The organism is uncultured Porphyromonas sp. (assembly GCF_902489635.1).
Classification (GTDB): Bacteria; Bacteroidota; Bacteroidia; order Bacteroidales; family Porphyromonadaceae; genus Porphyromonas.
In genome coordinates, this window is the sequence record NZ_CABUAN010000042.1 from 1 (window position 1) to 18,615 (window position 18,615).

At 55.3% G+C, this 18,615-nt stretch carries 13 protein-coding genes; all 13 read left to right on the forward strand.

Annotation, left to right across the window (positions count from 1 at the left end; translation table 11 throughout):
* Positions 1 to 422 precede the first annotated feature (422 nt).
* A complete protein-coding gene (locus RDM37_RS07495) occupies positions 423 to 1,466 on the forward strand; it encodes a glycosyltransferase (RefSeq protein WP_308556376.1) in 1,044 nt (347 codons plus the stop codon).
* A complete protein-coding gene (locus RDM37_RS07500) occupies positions 1,463 to 2,533 on the forward strand; it encodes an EpsG family protein (protein ID WP_308556379.1) in 1,071 nt (356 codons plus the stop codon). The genes RDM37_RS07495 and RDM37_RS07500 overlap by 4 nt, the downstream gene beginning before the upstream one ends.
* Positions 2,527 to 3,708, forward strand: a complete 1,182-nt coding sequence (locus RDM37_RS07505; RefSeq protein WP_308556381.1) for a glycosyltransferase family 4 protein — start codon at positions 2,527 to 2,529, stop codon at positions 3,706 to 3,708. Before RDM37_RS07500 ends, RDM37_RS07505 begins: the two co-directional genes overlap by 7 nt.
* 75 nt (positions 3,709 to 3,783) lie before the next feature.
* Complete coding sequence (locus RDM37_RS07510) at positions 3,784 to 4,584, forward strand: glycosyltransferase (protein ID WP_308556383.1); 801 nt, start codon at positions 3,784 to 3,786, stop codon at positions 4,582 to 4,584.
* Entirely contained in the window at positions 4,581 to 5,576 is a 996-nt protein-coding gene (locus tag RDM37_RS07515; protein ID WP_308556385.1) for a glycosyltransferase, read from the forward strand. Before RDM37_RS07510 ends, RDM37_RS07515 begins: the two co-directional genes overlap by 4 nt.
* Before the next feature lie 6 nt (positions 5,577 to 5,582).
* Positions 5,583 to 6,251, forward strand: coding sequence for a sugar transferase (locus tag RDM37_RS07520; protein WP_308556387.1), 669 nt, complete (start codon positions 5,583 to 5,585; stop codon positions 6,249 to 6,251).
* Positions 6,252 to 6,408: 157 nt separating this feature from the next.
* Positions 6,409 to 6,996: a sigma-70 family RNA polymerase sigma factor gene (locus RDM37_RS07525; protein WP_308556389.1), complete on the forward strand. Its 588-nt coding sequence runs from the start codon at positions 6,409 to 6,411 to the stop codon at positions 6,994 to 6,996.
* A gap of 87 nt (positions 6,997 to 7,083) precedes the next feature.
* Positions 7,084 to 7,263 carry a hypothetical protein gene (locus tag RDM37_RS07530; protein ID WP_298542542.1) on the forward strand — a complete coding sequence of 60 codons (180 nt, stop codon included), beginning with the start codon at positions 7,084 to 7,086 and terminating at the stop codon, positions 7,261 to 7,263.
* A gap of 383 nt (positions 7,264 to 7,646) precedes the next feature.
* Positions 7,647 to 9,641 (forward strand): urocanate hydratase, encoded by a 1,995-nt coding sequence (locus RDM37_RS07535; protein WP_308556391.1) that lies wholly within the window; start codon positions 7,647 to 7,649, stop codon positions 9,639 to 9,641.
* 97 nt (positions 9,642 to 9,738) lie between these two features.
* Complete coding sequence (locus RDM37_RS07540) at positions 9,739 to 12,426, forward strand: calcium-translocating P-type ATPase, PMCA-type (RefSeq protein ID WP_308556393.1); 2,688 nt, start codon at positions 9,739 to 9,741, stop codon at positions 12,424 to 12,426.
* 145 nt (positions 12,427 to 12,571) lie between these two features.
* Positions 12,572 to 15,409, forward strand: a complete 2,838-nt coding sequence (gene uvrA / locus RDM37_RS07545) for an excinuclease ABC subunit UvrA (protein ID WP_308556395.1) — start codon at positions 12,572 to 12,574, stop codon at positions 15,407 to 15,409.
* A 6-nt stretch (positions 15,410 to 15,415) separates the two neighbouring features.
* The gene (locus tag RDM37_RS07550; protein WP_308556397.1) at positions 15,416 to 15,799 is read left to right on the forward strand and encodes a MerR family transcriptional regulator; all 384 of its coding nucleotides are present in this window, start codon (positions 15,416 to 15,418) and stop codon (positions 15,797 to 15,799) included.
* A 136-nt stretch (positions 15,800 to 15,935) separates the two neighbouring features.
* Positions 15,936 to 18,530: a DNA mismatch repair protein MutS gene (gene mutS / locus RDM37_RS07555; protein ID WP_308556399.1), complete on the forward strand. Its 2,595-nt coding sequence runs from the start codon at positions 15,936 to 15,938 to the stop codon at positions 18,528 to 18,530.
* The last annotated feature ends 85 nt before the right edge of the window (positions 18,531 to 18,615 follow it).

Genomic DNA, 18,615 nt, shown 5'->3' on the forward strand with positions numbered 1-18,615 from the left:
CACGTGGAGAATCTCAAATCTCCACGTGGATATTTTTTATTTTCCACGTGGGCGTGATTCATTTCCTCCGAAGTTTCATTTCATTCCTCCGAGGAATTTTTTATTTCCTACCTGGGAAATAAAAATTCTCCACGTGGATATTTCGAAATATCCACGTGGAAATCAGTTTTCCCCGACACGGCGCCGTTTCGATATGTAGTCGTCTCTAAATTATTGTAACGAGCTGGCGTTGAGTTTGCCCTGTTTTTTTTTGGCTGTTGGCTGGAGTGATCAGAGCTATTGGAACCATCGGAGTGATTGGAGCTATCGGTATGATCGGACTTCTAGCCTCTAATCTCTAACCTCTAATCTCTAGCCTCTAACCTCTAATTTCGTATCTTTGCGGTTAAGAACATGTTGCTCATCCCTTTATTCTCTACGAGATGTCTTTACCACAAGAACCCGCAGTAGCCCATACGCCCCAGGTGTCGGTCATCGTGCCTGTCTACAATATCGAGCGGTACCTTCGTCGCTGTCTAGACAGCATACTAGGGCAGACGATGTCTGACTGGGAGGCGATCTGCGTTGATGACGGCAGCCCTGACAGGTCGGCAAGCATACTCGCAGAGTATGCCGAGCGTGATAGCCGCTTCCGTATCCTAACGAAGGAAAACGGAGGCCTCTCCTCTGCACGCAATGCCGGGACCGCCTGGGCGCGAGGCAAGTATGTCAACTATGTGGACTCGGACGACTTCATCCACCCGCAGACCTTCGAACTGGCAGTGGCTCTGGCAGAGCGTGATAGATCTGACATCGTATCGTGGGTGCCTGATATGATCTACAAGCGTCGGCTGCTCCTGCGCGCTAAGCTGGGACAGCCTTATGACGATGTAGTGCCCTGGAGCATGTCTCACCGCTACAATCTGAGTAAGGTACATGCGGTCTGCACGACGGAGGTGATAAGACATGCGACGAATCATCGCTGGCACGATGGCGTCACGGATCCCATCCGCTACTTCTACGCTTGGCGTCATCTAGTACGCCGGGAGCTAGCGGTAGAGACTCCTTTTGTGGAGGGGCTGAAGTTTGAAGACTTTCCCTGGTGGAGTGACCTGATGCTCCGCTCCCCACGTGTCACCATCACGCAGCTACCGCTTTACTATTACTACTATAATAAGGAGTCTATCACGAGTGCCTCGACAGAGTGCCACAAGATGACTCACTGGATCGCTGGCATCCGCCACACCTTCCCGCAGTATGCCACGACGGCATCTGAAGTTCAGCGGAGGTGCTGGGAGCAGCAATGTCTCTGGGCGGTCTTATGCGACCGCATCTCCAAGCAACTCTATAGGGTGCAGGACGAGACAAGCCGTGCGACCCTCGTACCGCTACTGCGAGAGCTGTGGAATATGGGTGTCTTTGCGACACCCTATAACAAGCGCACGAAGTATCATCAAGGTCGTATCAAAGAGTACATAGGCCTGTGACCCCCTACATCATCTTACTGAGCTTACTGCTCCTCTTTACCGCGCTGTACTACAGAGACCAGCGCTTCGAGGGGCTATACCAGCTCTTCACCTTTGCCCTGCTGGTCGGCTTCGCTGGTCTGCGTGTCGGACTGGGGCAGGACTACGAGGTGTATGAGAACGGGTACAACTGGATCAAGTCCGAATCCTTTCAAGCTTTTGAGCCGTTGTGGCGAGGCTTGATACTGGGGATGCACGCTGTGGGGCTGAGCTTTCGCTCCTTCATGATGCTCACCTCGGCCATTACGATCGCTCTATTCTTTCGGGGCATACGGCGTCTCTCCATCTCCTATCCGCTAGGGATTCTTTTCTTTGTCCTCTTCAATACGGGCTACCTAGAGACACTCAATGGAGTGCGACAGTGTCTCGCCCTGATGATCACCTTTGCCGCCTTTCATCTTTATGTGGAGCGACGCTACTGGCGTTTCTTCCTTTGGGTGGTCCTCTCCTGTCTGGTACACAGCTCCTCGGTGATCTGGTTTATCCTCTTACCGCTGATGTCGATACGATGGGACTGGCGTGTCTTGACAGCCCTGCTTGTAGTGACGCTCGCCGTGGGGGGCCCGCTCTTTAAGGCGATCGGAAGTGCGCTGGAGCCAATACTGCCAGAGCGGTACGCCTTCTACATATCCACTCAGGGATTGGACACACACCAAGGATGGGTCAACATATTGACCCAAAACGGGATGGCTGTCCTACTACTCATCGGGTCGCTCTATCTAGATAAGGAGCGTGACCGGGTGACTTGTCTAGCGATCCTGCTCATCGCTTTCAGCAGTATGATCTACAACTGTACCCTCTCCTCAAGCGTGGCTATGCGCTTTATGTACAATCCAGGCATTATGATCTGCGTGGCACTGCCTAACCTCCTGCTATCGGTAAAAGATCGATGGTATCAGCTGACTATTGCTGGCGTGATGATTCTTTACTTCCTCTTTACGGTCAACAATGTGATGGATCCAGGTAGCTCCCTCCATACCTACCGCTGGATCTATGACGACTACATCTATACCCCTACGCTATGGTAACCAATGAGCCTACATCGCCTAGAGCGATTGCCTTTGTGGTGAATCAGATCCGTCCGCAAGGTCCTCTCTTTGTGGTGCGAGACATCGTTGCAGGACTACCCGAGGGCTACTACAAGCCTTACATCATACAGCTCTGCTCTCTAGAGCCTCAGGGCGAGGCGATGGCTGACGAGCTGCAAGCACTGGGATGCGAGATCATCGAGCTAGGCTTCACACGGGGGCAGCTAGAGCTATTTCCCCGCTCTGCGGCAAGGCTGCTCGACGAGTGCCTACAGCACTACAACATCACACTGGTGCATAGTCACACCTACCAGCCAGACATCGTCACCAGCTATCTGACTCATCGATACATACTGCTGACGACCCAGCACAACATCGCTAAGCTTGACTTCACCTACGGCAAGGGGCGTCTGATCGGAGGCTATATGTGTCGTCGCCTGATGCGCGCCTTGTCTCGTCACCGTGAGGTGGTCTGCGTCTCGCACGTCTGTCGTGACTACTACCGCAAGTCGCTCCCCACCAAGGTCAGTGTCTATGTCGCTCCCAATGGGATAGACAACGAACGCTTCACGCCTCCCGTTACTCCCACCGAAAAGGCGCAGCTGCGTCGCCAGCTAGCGCTCCCCGAGCAGGGCTATATCATCACCTATTGCGGGGGACTCATCAAGCGCAAAGACCCAGAGCTGATCCTGCGCGCCTTGCGCCGTCTGAAGAGGCGGCACCAGCTACCGAGTGACTTACGTCTTCTGATCCTCGGCAAGGGCCCTCTAGAGCGACGCTGCAAGCATCTAGCGAAGCCCCTAGGTGAGCAGGTTCAGTTTGTCGGCTTTACCGATTGTGTGGCGGAGTACCTAGGAGCCTCAGATGCCTTGATCACGGCTAGTCATGCTGAGGGCTTGCCGCTCAACGTCATCGAGGGCGTTGCATCGGGATGCGTGGTCATTCACTCGAATTTGCCTATCTTTGGCGAGATTTTGGAGTCTGTACCACAGATGGCTGCTCTACGATTTGACCTAGGAAGTGTATCTCAGTGTGCCGATTGTATACTAAAAGCACCCTCTGTTACGTTTGATAGACAAGAAGCTCTAGAGATGGGACGTCTGTATGGTGGCCAGCGCATGGCTCTGCAGTACCATCGCATCTACCAGCAGCTCCTGCGAAAGTATCTTGGATAACTCATAACTAGCGTAGACAATAACTAGGTGTTAACAACTGGCTCTATAGTACTCTACAAGAGCAATGCATTCTTTGTGGAGCAGATCATTGAGGACTTCTTTCGGACGCCCTCAGAGCCACGCGTAGTGACCGACAAGCAGCTCTACCTGATTGACAATTCGCCCACAGATGCGCTACGCTTCCTAGCAGATCTACCCGTCGGCGACGGACGTATCTACTACGAGCATCAGCCGAGCAACCTAGGCTTTGGCAAGGCGCACAACATAGCCATACGCCTAGCCCACGATCAGGGAGCACGATACCATGTGATCATCAATCCGGATGTACGCTTTGACGAGACTGTGCTAGACACCCTGACCTCCTATATGGAGGCGCACGAGGAGGTGGGGCTCGTATCGCCTTTTGTCTCCTACCCCGATGGTCGTCCGCAGCAGCTCTGCAAGCTCTTACCTAGACCATGGGATGTGCTCTTGCGTCGCTTCTCTTTCAGCCAGTGGGTACGCAACAAGATCAATAGGCGCTACGAGATGCATTGGCTAGACTATAGCGAGCCCGTAGAGGTACCCTATCTGTCTGGTTGCTTCATGTTTACACGCATGAAGATATTGGAGCGTGTGGGGGGCTTCGACGAGCGGTTCTTTATGTATGTCGAGGATATCGATCTCTCTAGGCGCATCGGACAGATCTCTAAGACGATCTGTCATCCCGAAGCTAAGATCACGCATGTCCACAGCCGAGGCTCTTATCACGATGCCAAGCTCCTATGTCACCATATCTCCTCGATGGTCAAGTACTTCAACAAGTGGGGCTGGTGGTGTGATGCTGAGCGCAAAGAGGTCAATGCGCGCTATATTCCTAAGGATGCGAAGCTATGAGTATAGAACTACCCCTCTCTGTCATCATACCTGTATATAATGGCGCAAAGACCATCGTTCGTTGCTTAGACTCTCTCGTCGCTATCCCTAACGCTGCGACAGCTCTGGAGATCATCGTGATCAATGACGGGAGCCAGGATGAGACACTGGAGGTGGTGACCGACTACCAAGCGCAGCACCCAGAGCAGACCATCAGCGTCATCACCCAGGTCAATCAAGGGCAGTCCGCCGCTCGCAATAGAGGCTTGGAGGTGGCTCAGGGAGCCTACGTGTGGTTTGTCGATGCCGACGACTGGGTAGATAGTGTTGCAGCTGATTACCTTCTCTCGCTCATTGCGGAGGAGCCGTACGATATGCTCTGCTTTGGCGTGCGCAATCGCAGCGAAGAGGATGAGGTCCCTTCTGAGTGGATGGACAGCTCGGTACATGACTTTGATCAACTTCAGTGTACCGACGGGAGAGCACTCTTGACGCAGCACAACTTATCGGGCAGTGTCTGTCCCTTTCTGTGGCGACGCACCATGCTGGAGGAGCATCAGGCACGCTTTATGGAGGGGTTGCTCCATGAAGATGCACTCTTCTACTGGCACTACACAGCCTTTGCCAAGCGGGTGCTTCTCGTTCCTATCGTAGCTTATTACTACTACCAGAGAGCAGAGTCTACAATTCACAACCCCAACACGCTACATCTCCGAGGCGTCTCTCGCCTAGAGGGTTCCTTTAGGTTGCTCGAGTGCGCCAATGAGGTAAAAGATCTAGACTCGGTCTACCTGACGCTAGCCTCAGATTTTTATCGAGCAGGTCTACGCATGGTCGCTCGCTATGGCAAGGTCTCCGAACTCAAAGCATACACGCAGCGTATGGAGCAGTCGGGAGACCACAAGCTCCTCATGCGCTATGCCGGTCGTAAGGGTGCTCCGCTCATCCGCATAGCTCACCGCGCCCCTTGGCTCTTCGGCTTGATCGCTCACATACTTCCCCCTGTAGCATAGACTGGTATGTATCGTAACTATATCAAGCGACTACTAGATATCATCTGCTCCTTGCTAGGGCTCATCATCCTGTCTCCACTGCTTCTTGTGGTGATCGTGGTGATGTCCTTTGCCAATAAGGGGGCGGGGGTCTTCTTTTCCCAAGCACGTCCTGGACGAGGTGAGCGGCTCTTTAATATGTACAAGTTCAAGTCGATGACCGATGAGCGAGACGCTTCAGGTAATTTGCTCCCCGATGCGAAGCGACTGACCGCTATGGGGCGGTTTATCCGCAAGACCTCTATCGACGAGCTACCACAGCTGTGGAATGTACTACGAGGCGATATGAGTCTCGTGGGTCCTCGCCCCTTCCTGGCTACTTACCGACAGATCCCTACGGAGCGCAGGAAGGTGGAGATCATCAGTGTCTCTATCGAGGGCGATGCGATAGAGATCACACCAGCACAGCGCGTACGCTATGAGGTGCGCCCTGGCATCACAGGCTTAGCGCAGATCAATGGCCGCAACAAGCTGAGTTACCAGCATCGCTTTGAGTATGATGCGTGGTATGTACGTCACCTCTCCTTGGCACTAGACCTCAAGATCCTCTTAAAGACAGTCGGTTTAACCCTCCGGATGAAAGATGTCTCCTCGGCAACGGGTGAGACCTCCGAGATATTTACTGGAGAGGACTAAAGCTCCCCGCACCTTCTTTTATTTTGACCCTAAAGCTCCTCGTGATTTGCATATCTCGTGGAGATTTGGTTACTTTGCGGTGTAATAGTAATCACAAAGTAATCACAGCCTATAGGATAGATAGCTACCTTTTATAAATACAAAGGATACTCTCTATATGACCACACTCCGTACGTGCAGCGACGATGAGCTCGTCTGCCAATATTGTGAGGGCTGTGATAGAGCTTTTGCAGAGCTCCTCCGTCGGTACGAAACTGACATACATAACTATATCTATCTAACTATCGCTGATAGCGATGTCGCTGACGATCTCTTTCAGGAGGTCTTCATCAAGGTAATGCGTACCCTAAAGGATGGTAAGTACCATGCCAAGGGCAAGTTCAAAGCTTGGCTCCTGCGCCTGACGCATAATATGATGATGGATCACTTCCGACGGGAGAAGCGGACACTCTACGTGACCAACTACGATGCCAATCAGCAGATCCTCGACTTGACACCTGCGAGTGACCTCCCTGAGGACTTCTTCGATGATCAGGAGGCACTGTACCACCAGATATCGCTCTGTGTGGAGGATCTACCCGAAGCACAGCGAGAGGTCCTTAAGATGAGGATTTATGAAGACATACCCTTTAAGGAGATCGCTGAGCGTACCGAGGTAAGCATCAGCACAGCCCTCGGGCGTATGCGCTATGCTCTGATCAATCTGCGCAAGATGATCCGAGAGCGCAATATTGCGCCCGTCTAAGCGTTTAGTCTGTGTAAGGGGGATCGAGCAAGCTGTAGCCCATAGGACTGACAGCATCACCCTCCCCCACTACATGACTAGACGACTATGGATATACGACTACCTTATCTCACCCCCACAGAGCTCTCTCAGGCTCTAAACGATGCCGCACAAGCGAGACGCTCCACGCATCATCAAGAGATGATACAGCACCTACTCGAGCTAGCGCAGAGTGGAGACTGTTGCAAAAGTCAACAGTCTCACAATCTTGCTTGCAAGATTGTCTAGACTTTGCAGAAAGGATGAAGCGCAAGGCGCTGAGGGTGAGGTCTGAAGGGAGCATACATCCGTATGTGACCGAAGCCGAATCCCGAAAGCAACACAGCGATTCGCCTTTATGCAACAGTCTCAGAGTGGTGTGTAGGACTCACTATCTGCAGACAGCAACCGACTGCTGCCCCACCCTTTCCCTTAAGACATACTCCAAGCGAGCTGACTAGTACTCAGAGAGAGACTAGACGGCTCGCTTCTTTTTATAGCGCCTTGTGACGACCTCTCGGTTGGAGATCGTCATATCTCTATATCGAGACTGTTGCAAAAGTCAACAATCTCATATCGATGAGTTTTTAGTATCTTTGTGGGACACGAAATTAAGATTGCAACCAGTAATTATGAAGAGAACCTGTAAGTTTACACTCGACGCTACACTGCCCAAGTACCCCACCTTTGAGGAGGGCATCCGTCGAGCACCGGATAGGGGCTACAGCTTGACCCCTGCACAGACACGTGTGGCACTACAGAATGCGCTGCGCTATGTACCTAAAGAGCTCCACGCTGAGCTAGCACCCGAGTTCCTCAAGGAGCTCAAGGAGCGTGGTAAGATCTACGCTTATCGCTATCGTCCCGAGGGTGACCTCAAGGCTGGTCCTATCGATAGCTACAAGGGTAAGTGTATCGAGGGTAAGGCCTTCCAGGTGATGATCCACAATAACCTCTCACACGCCGTAGCACTCTACCCTTACGAGCTGGTCACCTATGGTGAGACAGGTCAGGTGTGCCAAAACTGGCTCCAGTATCGCCTCATCATCAAGTACCTCGAGGAGCTCACACAGGATCAGACACTCGTCATCGAGAGCGGACACCCGCTGGGTCTCTTCGCTTCGCACCCCTCAGCACCTCGTGTCATCATCACCAACTCGATGATGGTCGGTCTCTATGACAATATCAAGGACTGGGAGATAGCTGCTCAGATGGGCGTCGCCAACTATGGTCAGATGACTGCTGGTGGCTGGATGTACATCGGGCCGCAGGGTATCGTACACGGTACGTTCAACACGCTGCTCAACGCTGGTCGTCAGCAACTACATATCCCGAGCGGTGGCAACCTCGCTGGCAAGCTCTTTATCTCCTCTGGTCTAGGCGGTATGAGTGGTGCACAGCCTAAGGCTGCCGACATCGCTGGTGCTACCTCGATCATCGCTGAGGTGGATATGTCTCGTATCATGACTCGCTACAATCAGGGCTGGGTGAAGCATATCGCCAAGACGATCCCCGAGGCACTCAAGCTTGCTGAGGAGGGTATGAAGGCTGGTGAGCCTTGCTCTATCGCTTACCATGGTAATGTGGTCGACCTGCTGGAGTACTGTGTCGAGCACAATGTACACATCGACCTACTCTCCGACCAGACGAGCTGTCACGCTGTCTACGAGGGTGGTTACTGCCCTGTGTCGCTCACCTTTGAGGAGCGCACCGACCTGCTGGCACACGACAGAGAGCGTTTCTGCCAGGAGGTAGACAAGGGTCTGCACCGTCACTACGAGGCTATCAAGGCTTTGGTGGCTCGTGGCACTTACTTCTTTGATTATGGTAATGCCTTTATGAAGGCTTGCTTCGATGCGGGCATTCAGGAGATCTCTCGCAATGGCGTAGACGACAAGGATGGCTTCATCTGGCCAAGCTACGTAGAGGACATCATGGGGCCTGAGCTCTTTGACTACGGCTATGGTCCATTCCGCTGGGTATGCCTCAGCCACGACCACGAAGATTTGATCAAGACCGATCACGCTGCTATGGAGTGCATCGACCCGGATCGTCGTGAGCAGGATCGTGACAACTATATATGGATACGTGACGCTGAGAAGAATCAGCTCGTCGTCGGTACCGAGGCGCGTATCCTCTATCAGGATGCTGCAGGCCGTCTGAAGATCGCCCTCAAGTTCAACGATATGGTACGTCGTGGCGAGGTTGGCCCGATCATGATCGGTCGTGACCACCACGATGTGAGCGGTACGGATAGCCCCTTCCGTGAGACGTCCAACATCCGTGACGGTAGTAACGTCATGGCCGACATGGCTGTCCAGTGCTTTGCGGGCAACTGCGCTCGTGGTATGAGCCTCGTCGCTCTGCACAACGGTGGTGGCGTCGGTATCGGCAAGGCGATCAACGGTGGCTTTGGTATGGTCCTCGATGGTAGCCGTCGTGTCGACGAGATCCTCCGTCAGGCTATGACGTGGGATGTCATGGGCGGTGTAGCTCGCCGTGCGTGGGCTCGCAATGAGAACGCGCTGTCTACCTCTCGCGAGTTCAACGAGGAGCACTCCGACCTCTACCACATCACCATCCCCTTCCTCGTGGATGACGCTCTTCTTGATGAGGTGCTGAAATAGACCTTCATCGAGCATAACGAAAAGCCTCGCCTCTCTAAGCACACAGCTTAGGGGGGCGAAGCTTTTTTCCGTACTTTTGCCAAGTACTCACGGACTAATGGAAGAAAGACACCACTATACAGGACTAACGGATGCGCAGGTTCTGGAGAGCCGCAAGAAGCATGGCGCAAATATCCTGACACCCCCTAAGAAAGCACCGCTATGGCGGCAGTTCTTGGAGAAGTTTGCCGATCCGCTCATCATCATCTTGCTGATTGCTGGCGGACTATCTATCGGCATCTCCTGCTACGAGTACTTTAGGCTGGGTGAGGGTGCCGAGGTTTTCTTCGAGCCGGTGGGTATCTTCGTGGCGATCCTGCTCGCTACGGGGCTCGCCTTTTACTTTGAGCTACAGGCAGACAAGGAGTTCACCATCCTCAATCAGGTGCATGACGACGAGCTGGTGACCCTCATCCGCAATGGCAATGTGACGCAGGTGCCACGCCGGGAGGTGGTCGTAGGCGACATCGTACGCCTAGGCACTGGCGAGGAGGTGCCAGCAGACTGCGAGCTACTCGAGGCGACGATGCTGCAGATGGACGAATCGACTCTCACGGGAGAGCCATTCTGCAACAAAAGCGTTCATCCCGAGGAATTTGACAAGAGTGCTACCTACCCGACCGATCAGGTGATGAAAGGGACCAAAGTGATGGAGGGGCACGGCATCTGCAAGGTCCTCGCCGTGGGCGACAAAACGGAGCAGGGCAAGGTATTCGAAGCGGTTCAAATCGTGGATGACGTCAAGACGCCACTCAGCGAACAGCTCGATGGTTTGAGCCGATGGGTCACGAGGGTGAGCTACGGCATCGCAGCCCTCATCGTCGTGGGGCGTATCGTCGCTTACCTTGTCGCCAACGGCACCGACATCTTTGGCTCTGTGGAGCAGGCTACGCCCTTCTTTGCTTACATTCTGCAGACCTTGATGATTGCTGTGACGCTCATCGTCGTGGCGGTGCCAGAGGGCTTGCCGATGGCGGTGACGCTGAGTCTAGCCTACAGTATGCGTCGTATGCTACGGACCAATAACTTGGTGCGCAAGATGCACGCCTGCGAGACGATGGGCGCGACCACCGTCATCTGTACCGATAAGACGGGTACGCTAACGCAAAACCAGATGAGCGTTGACGAGATGAAGCTCTACGGCGACACCCCTCAGGATCTACTCCACGAGGGCATTGCGGTCAATTCAACCGCTTCGCTTGATCTCTCCGACCCCGCCAATCCACAGGTGCTAGGCAATCCAACGGAAGGCGCTCTGCTCCTATGGCTTCACGGTCAGGGGGTCGACTACCGCTCTTTGCGAGAGCATGCGGAGGCGGTCGCTGAGGTACCATTCTCCACAGAGCGCAAATATATGGCGACGCTCGTTGCGTCTGCCACGTTGCCAGGCCAGCGGGTACTCTATATTAAAGGAGCGCCCGAGATCGTCTTCGACCTATGCGCTGAGTCTGCCGTCAGCCGTGAGGAGCTGGAGCAGCAGTTGGCCGAGTATCAGCGACGCGCCATGCGTACGCTAGGCTTTGCCTACCAATTGGTCGAGGAGGGCGACTCGGTGATTGAGTCAGCTCAATTGACCGCCAGCAAGCTCCACTTCATCGGTGTAGTCGCCATCGCCGACCCCGTCCGCGTAGAGGTGCCCGCCGCGGTGCAGGAGTGTATTGACGCGGGGATCGATGTGAAGGTAGTCACGGGCGACACCTCCGGCACGGCACGCGAGATAGCTCGTCAGATCGGTCTGTGGGACGACAGCCGAGATGGGGCGAATAGCATCATCACGGGACCGGACTTTGCTGCGCTCTCTGACGAAGAGCTCCTAGCACGTGTCAACGAACTGAAGATCATCTCTCGAGCGCGTCCGATGGACAAGAAGCGACTCGTAGAGGCACTCCAAAGCAAAGGTCACGTGGTGGCTGTCACGGGCGACGGCACCAACGATGCGCCGGCTCTCCGTGCGGCACACGTCGGGCTCTCCATGGGCGATGGTACGAGCGTTGCCAAGGAGGCTTCGGACATTACGATCATCGACAACTCCTTTAGCAGTATCGGCAAGGCGGTCATGTGGGGACGCTCACTTTATCAAAACATTCAGCGCTTCCTACTCTTCCAGTTGACTGTCAATGTGACCGCCTGTCTACTGGTTCTCTGTGGCGCCTTCATGGGCACAGAGTCCCCGCTGACTGTCACGCAGATGCTCTGGATCAATCTGATTATGGACACCTTTGCCGCTATGGCGCTAGCCTCGCTACCACCCTCTGAGAGTGTGATGAAAGACAAGCCACGTGACCGCAACGCTTTCATCCTCAACAGGCCGATGCTACGAGAGATCATTGGCGTGGGAGGCTTCTTCTTTGCGATGCTACTGGTGCTGCTCTATATCTTCCAGCGCACCGATGTGACGCAGCTGACCGACCTGCTCACGATGCAGCTTGGCCCTAAGGGACATGTCTCAGCATACGAGCAGACGCTCCTCTTCACGATCTTCGTGATGACCCACTTCTTCTACCTCTTCAATGCGCGCGCCTTCGAGACAGGGCGCAGTGCGCTTCACTTCAAGGGGTGTCGCGGACTGCTCACCATCGTCGCGATCATCCTCATTGGTCAGATAGCGATGGTCGAGGTGCCGGGGATACAGCAGTTCTTCAACGTAACAGGGCTCAAGCTTATCGACTGGGTCATCATCTTCGTCGGCTCCTCGCTCGTCCTCTGGGTGCGTGAGCTGTGGCATCTCGTGACGAGTAGAGGTTAGAGGTTAGAGATTAGAAGTTAGAGATTAGAGGTTAGAAGGGATCAGAGTGCTAGTGTCTCTAGTGCTCCTAGGTCTAAGGTCTAATCTCTAACTTCTAATCTCTAACCTCTAATTTCGTATCTTTGCTTTGATAAAAGGAGTAGCTATGAAAAGAAGTCCCCTCAATGACATCATAATCCGTGGTTGCCGCGTCAACAACCTCAAAGGTATAGACCTCGACATACCGCGTGGGGAGCTGGTCGTCATCACGGGTGTGAGCGGATCGGGCAAGAGTTCGCTCGCCTTCGACACGCTCTACGCTGAGGGGCAGCGTCGCTATGTGGATAGTCTGTCGTCGTACGCACGGCAGTTTCTCATGCGTATGAAGAAGCCTGAGTGCGACCAGATCAAGAACCTCCCGCCAGCCGTGGCTATCGAGCAGCGGGTGATCAGTCGCAATCCACGCTCTACCGTCGGCACCTCTTCAGAGATCGATGACTACCTGCGTGTCTTGATGGCGCGTGTGGGCAAGCTCTACTCGCCTATCAGTGGCGAGCTGGTCAAGCGGCACACCGCTGCCGACGTCGTCGAGGTGGCACACCAAATACCGACCGATAGCAAGCTTTACATCCTAGCAGATCTCTATCCGCCTGAGGGGCGGCGTCTCATCGAGCATCTGATGCTCCTCCAGGGGCAGGGGTACAACCGTGTCCTCATCGACGACACCATCTATCGTATCGAAGATGTGAGCAATAAAGAGCTACGCGAGGCGAAGCAAGTGCAGCTGATCGTAGATCGTCTGACCGTCCGCACGGGCGACGACAGCTACGAGTCGCGCCTCGGGGACTCTATCGAGATAGCGCTCTACGAGGGGCGGGAGACCTGTGCCCTGCGCTGGCAAGATAGTGAGGGAGCGTGGAGCAGCGAGGGCCGGCGCAACTTTAGCGCACGCTTTGAGGCAGATGGACGAACCTTTACAGAGCCTACGCCAGACCTTTTCAACTTCAACAGTCCCGCGGGTGCCTGCACCGTCTGCGGAGGCTTTGGCTCGATCCTTGGCATTGACCCTGAGCGGGTGATCCCCGACGACAGCCTCTCGCTCTACGAGGGGTGCGTGGATTGCTGGCGTGGGGCTAAGTCTTCCGAGTGGGCGAAAGCTTTCATGCACGAGGCGAAGCGCTTTGACTTCCCCATCCACACACCCTACGCTGAGCTAACGCAAGAGCAGCGTGACCTGCTTTGGCATGGACACGAAGGCGGAGGCTGGGGCAAAGGAACGCTCTACGGCATCGACGACTACTTCGCCATGCTCCAGAAAGACATTTACAAGATCCAGAACCGTGTGCGACTGGCGCACTATCGGGGCAAAAGCGAGTGCTACGCTTGCCACGGCGGTAGACTCAAGGAGGATGCCCTGCTCTTTACCTATATGGGTAAGAACTTTCACCAGATCGGGCAAATGTCGATCCGGGAGGCATTGACCTTCTTTGCCCAAGAGCTAGAGAATCCCGAGGAAGCTAAGATAGCGGAGCGTCCGCTCAAGGAGATCCGCAACCGACTCCGCACGCTAGACGGTGTGGGGCTCGGTTACCTGACCCTAGACAGACGGTCGAACACCCTCTCGGGCGGTGAGAGCCAGCGCATCAACCTAGCGACACGTCTGGGCAACAGCCTCGTCGGCTCGATGTACATACTGGATGAGCCGAGCATCGGACTGCACGACCGAGACACCGATCGGCTGATCTCGGTCATCAAGGAGCTACGTGACCAGGGCAACACGGTCATCGTCGTGGAGCATGACGAGCTAACGATACGTGCGGCCGACTACCTCATTGATATGGGACTTGATGCGGGTCGCCTCGGAGGCGAGGTGATCTACCACGGCAAACCGAGTGACATAACGTCCAAGACGCCGGGCTATACGGCGGCTTATCTGACGGGGCGCGAGGAGATACCTGTACCCAAGCATCGTCGTCCAGTGCAGCGCAAACTGACGATGCACCGGGTGCATAAGAACAATCTGAAGGGCTTCGATGTGGACATCCCGCTCTTTAACATGACGGTGGTCACGGGCGTGAGCGGTTCGGGCAAGAGTACCCTCATCTCCGACCTACTCGTGGAGGAGCTACAGCGCATCATCAATGCACGTCCTCGAGAGACGCAGAGCCGTATGCTGACGGGAGACGTTGACCTTGTGGAGCAGGTCCTTTACGTGGACCAAAACAGCGTGGGGCGCAGCACACGCTCCAACCCGGTCACCTATATAGATGCCTTTACGCCGATCCGCGAACTGTACGCTGACCAACCTTTGGCAAAGCAAATGGGCTACAAACCTTACTTCTTCTCCTTTAATAAGGAGGGCGGACGCTGCGAAGTGTGCAAGGGCGATGGCGTCGTCGAGGTGCCGATGCAGTTTATGACGGACATCACGCTGGTCTGCGATGCGTGCGAGGGAAAACGCTTTCAGAAGAATATCCTCGAGGTTACTTACCACGGGGTCAACATTTACGACCTGCTGGAGATGACGGTGGACCAAGCGATTGAGTTCTTTACCAAGTATCCAGCCGATCAAACCACTTCGATCATCCGTCTCCTCGAGGGGTTGCAGCGTGTCGGCCTAGGCTACCTGCAGCTAGGGCAAAACAGTTCGACGCTCTCGGGCGGTGAGAACCAGCGCCTCAAGCTCGCTTACTACCTCGGTCGTGACCACGAGCCGCACACGCTCTTCGTCTTCGATGAGCCGACCACGGGACTACACTTTCACGACATATCTACGCTCCTCGCCGCCTTCCATGACTTGATCGACCAGGGGCACTCGGTGCTGATCATCGAGCACAACATGGAGGTGATCAAGAGCGCCGACTACATTATCGACCTAGGACCCGACGGGGGCGACAAGGGTGGACAGCTCGTGGTGGCTGGCACGCCCGAGGAGGTCGCCGCCTGCCCCGACTCGGTCACGGGTCACTACCTCAAGGAGAAGCTCAAACCCCGCAAAGCGTAAGACCCTATGGACAGCAAAAAGCTCTACTACTCTCACCGAGAGGTGGCCGACATGCTTGAGGAGGCGCAGTCGACGGTGCGCTACTGGGTTAACACCTTTGCCGTGCAGGTACGTCGCAGTAGCACGGGACGACTCAAGTATTCGCAAGATAATTTGCGCGAATTGCAGCTGATCCGTCACCTGCTACGAGAGTCCGACCTAACGATCGACGGTGCCAAGGCGACTCTCCGACACAACCCCCAAGAGGCGGAGCAACGTGCCGAGGCGATCGCCCAGCTCAAAGCAGTGCGCGACGAACTTATCGAGCTGCGCCAGCTCATCGAGCAGATCGAGCGCTACACCTCCGCCAGCGAAGTGCGTGACCGCCTCCGCCAAGAGGGACTCCTCTAGTTCCTTTTCTAGCTTTCCTCCCCTACTTTAGGGGGTTGCCGAGACGAGGCGTATGCTTTTTTTTGGTACTTTTGGGGCTATAACGACCTAATAGACTATTTATCCCGTGGCTAAGAAAGAGATCGCCGAGACCCCGATGATGCGGCAATACTTGCAGTTCAAGAAGAAGCATCCCGATGCTATCTTGCTCTTTCGTGTGGGCGACTTCTACGAGACCTTTTCCGACGATGCCATCGAGGCGTCCAAGATCCTCGGCATCACGCTAACCAAGCGTGCCAATGGAGCCGCGCAGCATGTCGAGCTGGCCGGCTTTCCCCACCATGCGCTCGATACTTACCTGCCTAAGCTGGTGCGGGCGGGCAAGCGAGTGGCTATCTGCGATCAGCTCGAAGACCCAAAGCTGACCAATAAGTTGGTCAAGCGGGGCATCACCGAGATCGTCACCCCCGGCGTGGTCACCACGGACAATGTCCTCCAGAGCAAGCAAAACAACTTCCTCGCAGCCGTCTACCCCGAAGCTAAAGGGGAGAACCGCTACGGCCTAGCACTGCTCGACCTCTCGACGGGAGAGTTTTACGCCAGCGAATGCACCGATCAGGTACTCGCCAAGCTCATCTCCGGCTACAACCCCAAGGAGATCCTCATCGAGCGCAAGCATCGTGACCGTCTGCAACGCCTTCTCCAGCCCGAGGGGCATCTCTCGGACTACGACGACTGGATCTTCTCCGAGAGCAACAACCGAGAGCGTCTCCTGCAGCACTTCGGCACGCTCTCGCTCAAGGGCTTCGGCATCGACACCCTCCCGCTAGCGATCACCGCGGCGGGTGCCGTGCTGCACTATCTCGACATGACGAAGCACACCGAGATCGGCCACATCACCCGCATCGTACGCATTGACGAGCAGCGACATGTGCGCATCGACGGCTTTACGGCTCACAGCCTGGAGCTCACCACCCCGATGAATGCGGGTGGCATCACGCTCCGACAGATCCTCGATCAAACGGTCACCCCGATGGGTGCTCGCCTGCTGGATCAGTGGATAGCCTTCCCGCTAAAAGAGCTCCAAGCGATCCAACAGCGTCAGAGCATTGTCGCAAACCTTGTGGACAATCCGCAGCTGCGCACCCAGCTCACCGACCAGATGAAGGAGATAGGTGACCTGCAGCGACTCGTGGGGCGTGTCGCCATGGGACGCATCACCCCGCGCGAAGTGGTCCGCCTCGGACTCTCCATCGCTCTCATCGCCCCCATACGGCAGCTCGCTCTAGACGAAGGCGAGGAGACCCTCACGGCACTCTGCTCGCTACTCGATCCCTGCACGCAGTTGTGCCAGCAAATCACTTTCCAGCTCAACCCCGAGGCGCCGCAGCAGATCGGCAAGGGAGAGACCATCGCTGAGGGCTTTTGCGAAGAGCTAGACCAGCTGCGACGTCTGCTTAAGTCCGGCAAGCAATACCTCGACGACCTCCTCGCTCGTGAGACGGAGCACACCGGCATCGCCAGTCTCAAGATAGGCTTCAACAATGTCTTCGGCTACTACCTTGAGGTGCGCAACACCTACAAGGAGCAAGTGCCCGAAGAGTGGATTCGCAAGCAAACGCTCGTCAGTGCCGAGCGATACATTACCCAAGAACTAAAGGAATACGAAGAGAAGATCCTCGGCGCCGAAGATCGTATCCTAGCTCTAGAGCAGGAGCTCTTTGCGAAGCTCATCGGGACGCTTCAGCAGTTTGCCAACCAACTCCTACAAAATGCTCAGATCTTAGCGCAGCTCGATGTCCTAGCCTCGCTAGCCGCTGTTGCCGAGGCGTATGACTACTGTCGCCCCACGCTCAACGAGGGCTACGACCTGGAGATCGTTGACGGTCGCCACCCAGTCATCGAGCGAACCCTCCCAGCGGGGCAACCTTACATCCCCAACGATGTGCGGCTCTCTCCCATCGACTGCCAGATCATGATCATCACCGGACCCAACATGAGCGGTAAGAGTGCCCTCCTCCGCCAGACGGCGCTCATCGTGATCATGGCGCAGATGGGAAGCTTCGTACCCGCTACCTCAGCCACCATCGGCATCGTCGACTCGGTCTACACCCGTGTGGGTGCCTCGGACAATATCGCCGTGGGCGAGTCCACCTTTATGGTTGAGATGCAAGAGGCTGCCAGCATCCTCAACAACTTGACCCCTCGTAGCTTGATCCTCTTTGACGAGCTGGGGCGTGGCACCAGTACCTTCGACGGGGTCTCCATAGCGTGGGCCATCGTCGAGTACCTGCACAGCACGACGCAGGGACGCGCCAAGACGCTCTTCGCCACGCACTACCACGAGCTCAACGAGCTGGCCGACCACCTCGAGCGGGTGCAGTGCTACAACGTCTCGGCACGCGAGATCGACGGTGAGATGCTCTTCCTCCGCAAGCTGGTCCCAGGCGGCTCAGCGCACAGCTTCGGTATCCAGGTAGCGAAGTTGGCCGGTATGCCCACCTGGATCGTGGCGCGTGCTGGCGAAGTGCTCCAGCACCTAGAGGCTTACCGCACCGAGAGCGACCAAGCCCCCGACTCAGCCACCCCCAGCACCTCTCAGAGCGGAGGCATGCAAATGTCTATCTTCCAGCTAGACGACCCAGTCCTCACGGCAGTCCGCACCAAGATCAACGAGCTAGACATCGACAACCTCACGCCCCTGGACGCCCTCAAGCAGCTCGACGCCCTCAAGCAGATGCTCAACAACTGACGCATAGCAGCCCTCATACAAATAACCCTGTGAGACTGTTGCAAAAGTCAACAGTCTCACAATCTTGCTTGCAAGATTGTCCTGA

Excerpts from the sequence above, each read along its gene's own strand:
- RDM37_RS07530 (WP_298542542.1), top strand. The coding sequence starts at position 7,084 with ATGGATATACGACTACCTTATCTCACCCCCACAGAGCTCTCTCAGGCT.
- RDM37_RS07520 (WP_308556387.1), top strand. The coding sequence starts at position 5,583 with ATGTATCGTAACTATATCAAGCGACTACTAGATATCATCTGCTCCTTG.
- RDM37_RS07540 (WP_308556393.1), top strand. The coding sequence starts at position 9,739 with ATGGAAGAAAGACACCACTATACAGGACTAACGGATGCGCAGGTTCTG.
- RDM37_RS07525 (WP_308556389.1), top strand. The coding sequence starts at position 6,409 with ATGACCACACTCCGTACGTGCAGCGACGATGAGCTCGTCTGCCAATAT.
- RDM37_RS07550 (WP_308556397.1), top strand. The coding sequence starts at position 15,416 with ATGGACAGCAAAAAGCTCTACTACTCTCACCGAGAGGTGGCCGACATG.
- RDM37_RS07495 (WP_308556376.1), top strand. The coding sequence starts at position 423 with ATGTCTTTACCACAAGAACCCGCAGTAGCCCATACGCCCCAGGTGTCG.
- uvrA (WP_308556395.1), top strand. The coding sequence starts at position 12,572 with ATGAAAAGAAGTCCCCTCAATGACATCATAATCCGTGGTTGCCGCGTC.
- RDM37_RS07505 (WP_308556381.1), top strand. The coding sequence starts at position 2,527 with ATGGTAACCAATGAGCCTACATCGCCTAGAGCGATTGCCTTTGTGGTG.
- RDM37_RS07515 (WP_308556385.1), top strand. The coding sequence starts at position 4,581 with ATGAGTATAGAACTACCCCTCTCTGTCATCATACCTGTATATAATGGC.
- RDM37_RS07535 (WP_308556391.1), top strand. The coding sequence starts at position 7,647 with ATGAAGAGAACCTGTAAGTTTACACTCGACGCTACACTGCCCAAGTAC.
- mutS (WP_308556399.1), top strand. The coding sequence starts at position 15,936 with ATGATGCGGCAATACTTGCAGTTCAAGAAGAAGCATCCCGATGCTATC.